Annotated in this window: 2 protein-coding genes and 6 pseudogenes; 4 read left to right on the top strand and 4 right to left on the bottom strand. The window is 63.2% G+C overall.

All coding sequences use genetic code 11. The features are described from left to right. Positions 1-68 precede the first annotated feature (68 nt). From ACFE71_RS14095 to ACFE71_RS14085, 3 pseudogenes are all read left to right on the top strand, one after another. A pseudogene (locus tag ACFE71_RS14095) lies at positions 69-221 on the top strand (IS66 family transposase); the annotation flags it as partial. Positions 222-283: 62 nt separating this feature from the next. Next, a pseudogene (locus ACFE71_RS14090) lies at positions 284-1,084 on the top strand (IS66 family transposase); the annotation flags it as partial. Between the two features lie 33 nt (positions 1,085-1,117). After that, positions 1,118-1,420: pseudogene (locus ACFE71_RS14085) on the top strand (transposase); the annotation flags it as partial. A gap of 25 nt (positions 1,421-1,445) precedes the next feature. Here the strand turns inward: ACFE71_RS14085 and ACFE71_RS14080 are convergent. The 3 genes and pseudogenes from ACFE71_RS14080 to ACFE71_RS14070 all read right to left on the bottom strand — a co-directional run. Continuing rightward, positions 1,446-2,029: pseudogene (locus ACFE71_RS14080) on the bottom strand (IS481 family transposase); the annotation flags it as partial. Between the two features lie 266 nt (positions 2,030-2,295). Beyond that, a pseudogene (gene tnpB, locus ACFE71_RS14075) lies at positions 2,296-2,502 on the bottom strand (IS66 family insertion sequence element accessory protein TnpB); the annotation flags it as partial. Between the two features lie 40 nt (positions 2,503-2,542). Beyond that, positions 2,543-2,977, bottom strand: coding sequence for a transposase (locus ACFE71_RS14070; protein ID WP_375429400.1), 435 nt, complete (start codon positions 2,975-2,977; stop codon positions 2,543-2,545). A 280-nt stretch (positions 2,978-3,257) separates the two neighbouring features. Between ACFE71_RS14070 and ACFE71_RS14065 the strand changes: the two are divergent. Continuing rightward, positions 3,258-3,494: pseudogene (locus ACFE71_RS14065) on the top strand (transposase domain-containing protein); the annotation flags it as partial. 96 nt (positions 3,495-3,590) lie between these two features. Here the strand turns inward: ACFE71_RS14065 and ACFE71_RS14060 are convergent. Next, positions 3,591-6,947: a hypothetical protein gene (locus ACFE71_RS14060; protein ID WP_375429399.1), complete on the bottom strand. Its 3,357-nt coding sequence runs from the start codon at positions 6,945-6,947 to the stop codon at positions 3,591-3,593. Positions 6,948-7,040 lie beyond the last annotated feature (93 nt).

Genomic DNA, 7,040 nt, shown 5'->3' with positions numbered 1-7,040 from the left:
CTCTGGTACAAGCGGTCGTGTTGCTCGACGCCGCCTCGCTGCCCGACGATGTGGATCTGCTCAAGGCCATGTTGGTGGTCGCCGATGCAGAGCTGGAGCAGCTGCGGATGCAGGTCGCCCGGCTCCGCCGCATGGCGTTCGGGCGCTCGTCGGAGCGGCTGACCCGCGAGGCGGACCAGCTGGAGCTTGGCCTAGAGGAGGCCGAGGCGGAGGCTGCCGCCAGGGTCTCACCGCCGATCGCGCGAGCGCGGGACACGACCAAGCCGTTCCGCCAGCCCTTACGCTCCACGCCGACGACACGCCAGTCCCGGTGCTCGCCCCCGGCGCCGGTCGCACCAGGACGGGCAGGCTCTGGACCTACGTGCGCGACGAGCGTGGTCATGGCGGCGACGCCGCCCCGGCCGTGCTGTTCCGCTACGCGCCCGACCGCAAGGCCGAGCGCCCCGCGACACACCTCGCCCGGTTCCGGGGCAATCTCCACGCCGACGGCTATGCCGGATTCGATCGCCTCTACGGGGACCGCATCGCCGAGGTGGCCTGCTGGGCGCACGTTCGCCGCAAGTTCTTCGACGTCCATGCCGCGACCGGCTCCGCCACTGCGCGCGAGGGGCTCGACCACATCGCCGGGCTGTACGCGGTCGAGCAGGATGTGCGCGGCCGACCGCCCGACGAGCGACGACGCGAGCGCCAAGCCAGGGCGGGACTGCTGCTCGCTGCGTTCCGCCGCTGGCTCGACGCGACCGGCCCCAAGCTGTCCCGGCACTCCGACCTCGCAGTCGGCATCCGCTACACGCTCGCGCGCTGGCCGGCGCTCGTCCGCTACGTCGACGACGGTCGGCTCGAGGTCGACAACAACGCGGCCGAACGGTCGCTCAGAGGCGTCGCCGTCGGCCGCAAGAACTGGCTGTTCGCAGGCTCGGACCAAGGCGGCCACCGCGCCGCCACCATCTACAGCCTCGTCGAGACGGCCAAGCTGGGCGGCGTCGATCCAGAGGCTTGGCTGACGGACACCATCGGCCGCATCGCCGACTATCCCGCCCGCCGCATCGACGAACTGCTGCCCTGGAACTACCGCCCCGCCTGAGCCGGCACCCTCACCGGACGCTTACCGATCGGCATCCGCTACGCGCTCGCGCGCTGGCCGGCGCTCGCCCACTACGTCGACGATGGTCGCCTCGAGATCGATAACAACGCGGCCGAGCGCTCGCTGCGCGGCATCGCCAGTGGCCGCAAGAACTGGCTGTTCGCGGGCTCCGATCAGGGCGGCCACCGCGCCGCCAGCATCTTCAGCCTCGTCGAGACAGCCAAGCTCAACGACATAGATCCAGAAGCTTGGCTGACGGATACCATCGCCCGCATCGCGGACCATCCCGCCCGCAGCGTCGCCAAGCTGCTGCCTTGGAACTACCGCTCGGCCTGAGCCGACACCCTCACCGGACGCTTACGGTGAGCACGGTGTGGATCCGGTACGGCACGGCGGCGGCGAGGTGGCGCAGGAAGTAGCCAGCGATCCGGCGGGTGGCCTTCTCGTGCAGCTCGACAAAGGCGAACTTGGAGGTACGGTCGATCGCCACCAGCAGGTAGAGCTTGCCCTGCTCGGTCCGCACCTCGGCCAGATCGACGTGAAAGTAGCCGATCGGGTACGCCTTGAACTTCGCCCGGACCGGCTTGTCGCCATCAACCTCGGGCAGCCGGCTGATGCCGTGACGCTGCAGGCAGCGGTGGAGCGACGAGCGTGTCAGATGCGGGATCGTGGCCTGGAGCGCGTAGAGGCAATCATCCAGCGGCAGCAGGGTATGACGGCGGAACGCCACCACCACGGCTTCCTCATCAATCGTCAGCGTCGTGGACCTGGGCTCCTTTGGGCCGGTACGCAAATCGGCCGTGGACGTCCGCTTGCGCCACTTGATGATCGTCTTCTGGTTGACCCCGTGGCGCTTCGCCAGCGCCCTCAGGCTCTCTTCACCATGCTGTTCGCTCGACGCACGACCTCTGGCGTCGTGGCGCTCCCATGTAAAACCTGGCCCATAATGCCTCCTTCCACTCATGCGCGGATGATGCACCATCAATCGCCGGGACCAAACACTGCTCGGAACGCGCTCCGAAGCGGTGCCGTTGAAGCGCGGCAATGATCGCGCCCAAGTGCGGCAGCTCCGCCTCGGCTTCCTGCTTGGCACGCTCAAGCGCAGTGATCTGCCGGTCGCGTCAACCAGCATCGCGCGGAGCGCATGTGGGTCGGAGGGCAGGTCGGCTTCGGCGAGCACAACCGTATTGAGTCAGGCTCCGCACACCCCGTCAACCGGCTATCTGCGGTGCCTGCGCACGACGCCCGCCATGCACGCGCCGCCAGTCCAGGCCCTCGAGCAAGGCACCCAGCTGCGCGGCCGTGAGCCGCATCACCCCGTCCTGGATGCCGGGCCAGCGGAACGCGCCCTGCTCCAGCGTCTTGGCCATCAGGCACAGGCCGGTCCCGTCCCACCACACCAGCTTGACGCGGTCAGCGCGCTTGGCCCGGTGTCAACGGGCACCGAAGTTTCCGCGATTATGGGCGTGTAAAATTCCCTGGTTTGGCGGCGGGTCGGGGATCGGTGATCAACCGGTCTGGTGATCGTCGTGTCCTTTCTTCGGTGGGCGTCCGCGTCTTGAGCGCGTCGATCACCGCCGCGATCACGGTTGCATCAGCGCCGCGCGCGATCTTCACCGCCACGCCGTCGATCACCAGCTCGACCGCGGCCGCCGACCGCACACGGCGCGTCCGCTTCTTCCTGGGCGCGACCACGGCCGCCGTCACCGGCTCCGGCTCGATCACCGCCGACACGAACAGCGGCTTGGGCACGGTCCACACCGGCAGGACGACGCCCGCCGCCTCGGCCGCCTGGCGCAGCTCGCGCCGCCAGGTGAACAGCTGGGTGTGCCTGAGCCCGTGCCGCCTCGCCACCGCCGTCACGCTCTCGGCACCCGCGTAGCTCTCGGCGATGATCGCCGCCTTCTCCTCGCGCGTCCACGACCTGCGCGCCCCGTTCCGGTGAACACCTCGAACCGGCGAGCCGGGCTAGAGCCGGCATCGGCACATGACATCGATACGGCTCCAAGCTGCCCAGACAGGGTACACAGACTCGCCGATCAGACCGCCCAGTTCAACGTGGGGTCGGAACACCGGTTACGCTGCTCGATCCGCAGCACCCGAAGCATTAGGCCGAAATAGGGATGCCACCGATAGTGGACTTCCAGATCGTCTCCGACATGGGCAGAATGAACGGGTGATCGCCGTGGGCAGGCGCAACTGGCTGTTCGCCGGCTCGCTCGCGGGCGGCGAGCGCGCCGCCGCGCTCTACACGGTCATCGAGACCGCAAAGGCGAACGGGATCGAGCCCCAGGCCTACATCGCCGACGTGCTCGCCAGGCTCGCTTCCGGCTGGCCCGCCGCGAGATGGAACGAGCTCATGCCCTGGAACTGGCGTCCCACGATCATCCCGCTTGCCCGCGCCGCCTAACCTGCGGTCACCAGACCACGCTTACGCAGAAAAGCAGGGGTGAAGTGTTAGTGTCACAATCGACGGAGGTTGTGACACCAACAGCCCTTATGCTACTTAGAACAAACCGGTCTCGAATATCCTGTGTTCATACAGAGCCGACCAAATCTCCGACGCAAACTGCTCACCCGTGTCCGGCGATGCCGCTCGGGTCTGCGGACTTGCGGCGTAGCTCAGCGCCACGTCGCTGAACCCTCCGGTGGACCCATCTGTGCGCGTGAACGTACCGGTGTTGACCGTCACCGTCTCGCCCCAGTTCCAAGTTCGGTCGACCGCCTGACCTGCCAAGTTGATGGACGAGATCCCCACGTCCGCCATCAAGCGCAGCTCCTTCTTATCGACCTTGCCGTCCGTGTCCTTGTCGACCCACACCCGGAACGAGGACCATTCCTCGTCCAGCGAGGAGAACAGCCCGTCCGCATTGCTGTCAAACGCGGTCAGCCCGTCCAGGTCCGACTTCGCGCCCGGTTTATCGTTGACGAACGATAGCTCGTTCGCCCCGCTCATTTTGCCGTCGCCGTTGCGGTCGAGCACGAGCAGTCCATCGCCCTTGCCGACCCAACCGGTCGCGTTCTTCTTCCCGTCACTGTCCCAGTCGAATTTGGTTTTGGATCGGCCCTGGTCGGTCGCGCGCACGCCGTTGCCGTCGAGGTCGAGGATGATGGGCGCGGCAATGCCTTGACTGCCATCGTTAAAGCGTACGGTCTCGATCCCGATTAACGTGTCGGTGCCGTCGTCTCCATCGATCCCGGATGCATCGTCCCTGATCATAGTCGTGCCGCCGGAGGTCACGATGGAATAGGTCGTCTTCGCTCCAGCGAACAACGCCGCGTCGCTTCCCAAGCCGCCATCCAGGAAGTCATCTCCGAGTCCACCTTGCAGGACATCATCGCCACCGAAGCCGGCGATTTTATCATTACCCGCGTTCCCGTCAATTGTGTCGGTATAATTTGTACCATGCAATACGTCGCGATCGACGGAACCGACTAGAGCGTTGGTGCCCTCGCCACGCGCTCCTGCTACGTCTGACTCAGGTTCAATTGAGAACGCCTGCGGGGCGGCTTGCGGAGACCCAGCGATCTTTATCGAAATCCGTTCGGTTATTTTCAAACCTGACGGATCAAACGCAGTTACGGTCAGATCCCGCGTTGTTCCTGCATACGCTTGCAAGTCGACTCCCGCTCGGATCCGAATTTCGGCTGTCGGCGTGATCTCGAAAAGGGCATCCTGAACCGGCGTGCCGCCCCCATCGGAAATGATGTACGACAAAGGCTCGTTGTTTGGATCGGTTCCGCTCAACCGGCCAACGATCGTACCGCTGGGCGCCGTGCTGTCAGCATTTAACTGATCCGTCGAATGATCGACAGATAAGAGACGGACAGAGTGTTCATTGGTAGCGCCACCGGTCCTGGCACCAAAGCCAAAGTACCCTATTCCTGACCCACTAAAAGTGTTACCTACGATATCGAACCGGCGTTGTGCCACTTCTACTCCGTCGAGCGAATAGCTGAGCTGCTGCTCATTCGCATTCCATGATATAACAACATCATGCCATCTGTTATCCTCAAGATTAGGATGGCGATGAAATTGATCGAAAGTTGTGGCCGGAGCGGAACCATTCAAGACGAACTGGCTGTAATCCGATCCGGGCTCGCCTTGATTTACGTAAGTGTCGAAGCGGATACCGATTGAGCGAGAGGACAGGCCTGCGTCGCCCAGCACGGTCGCACCCTCATTCTGGAGCACGAAGTTCACACCGTCGGCACCAGCATCACTGGCTCCAAAAAACATCTTCGTGGTCCATACGACGCTTCTGGTAAGATCGACGGCACCCCAGACCGCCCCGGTTTGACCACCCGCATTCGGCGTCAGCTTGTATACACCGTCGCCCAACGCCGAAGCGGAGCCGACAAGGGACGAGATGCCGGCCCCGGGTTCCGCAAACACGATGTCGGATGGAGCCTCATTGCCTTCGACCACGTTCCGTATTGTCACGGCAACTGAGACCGCTCGGCTCGCGCCTTGGTCGTTGCTGCTGGTAATATGTAGCTCTCGAGTCTTTGCAACCTCATAGTCGATCACCGCGCCGCTCCGGACCCGTAGCTCGGCACCGTTCGCCATCTCGAAGAACTTATTGGTAACAGGCGCCCCGAAGGCATCGGTGATGGCGTAACTCGTGGACTCTTCATGTTCTCGATCACGTCCAGTCAGTACGGCGACGAGAGTACCTCCCTGCGCATTTTCGAAGACGCTAGGCTGGTCGAGAAGGCTCGTTATCGACTGAATATCTATCCTTTGCTCATTGAAAGCTCCGCCTGTTCTGGCACCAAAGCCATAAAAGACAGCGTTATTCGTACCAAACAAATCAGCTTTGTTCACTGACTTGCTAAATACTGGACCATTGTCGAGAGAGTAACTTAGTGTGCTGTCGGTCGACTTCCAAGAAATGACCACATCGTGCCAGCCACCACTTTCAAGATTCGGATGTAAATGGTGGGAGTCGAAGGTCGTTGAGGGTTGCCCGCCCAGGACAATCTGACTGAAGTCACTATTCGGTTCTCCGGAATTTGCATAGGTGTCGAATACGACGCCAATCGAGTCTACCGTGAGCACGCCGGTCGCGCCCATTAGCTGGTCGCTTGCTCCCTGGATTGCAAAAGAAACACCGTCGGCTCCGCTATCGTTCGAACCGAAATAGAGCCTCCCCGTCCAGGTAGTATCGTAGCGAAGATCCACCTGTCCCCAGACCGCACCCATGCGGTCAGATTGGTCGGGAGTCAGCCGATACCATCCCTCGGAAGTCAAGCCAGCCGATCCGAGTATTGAACTCGGCCGAGCCACAGGAGCCTCGAACATTAGAGCTGAAGGGGCACGGTCAACATCGATCGGGAGTGTGAACTCACGCGCCACGCCGCCGAATGTGGCCCGGATCAAGAGATCGTATTGAGCTACGGAGCCGGTAGCCGGTAGAGCGTCCTTGAGCCTGACATCACCGGAAATTTCATCGATTATGAACCTGTCGACCGCCGAGCCGATCAAACTGTATCTGACGGTACCCTGGTAGTTCGCTGCGCCGGACGCAACGACCTTGCCGACAAGCGTACCTGCCGCCGCCTCGTTCGGAACGCTGGCAGCACCATCCCTCCAGCCGTCGACGCGCGTCGATAGGTCAAGTTCGGCATCCGCGAACCGGATGCGTTCGACGTCTTGTAGCTTGTCGTTACCATCCCGTGCCGCGATTGCATCGTAAACGCGGAATGAGGACGGCCCCGTTTGGGTGACGCCGTATTGTAGGGAACTGCCCGCGTAGACCGCAACGTCGCGTCCTCCGCCACCCCAGAGCTCGTCATCGCCCGCACCGCCGTCGAGCACGTCGTCACCCGTCCCGGATCGAGTGGACGTTGTGTGATACAGTCGAACGTTGTCGAGCGACGCACCACCGTTGTCCTCCGCGCCTAGGCTCCAGACTCGTTCACAGCCAGAACGCGAGCGCGGTGGCGAGCGCCA

Source organism: uncultured Sphingomonas sp., from assembly GCF_964237155.1.
In the GTDB taxonomy this organism is placed as follows: Bacteria; Pseudomonadota; Alphaproteobacteria; order Sphingomonadales; family Sphingomonadaceae; genus Sphingomonas.
Note: the sequence above shows the minus strand (reverse complement) of the source record. Positions and strands in the feature narration are given on the sequence as shown.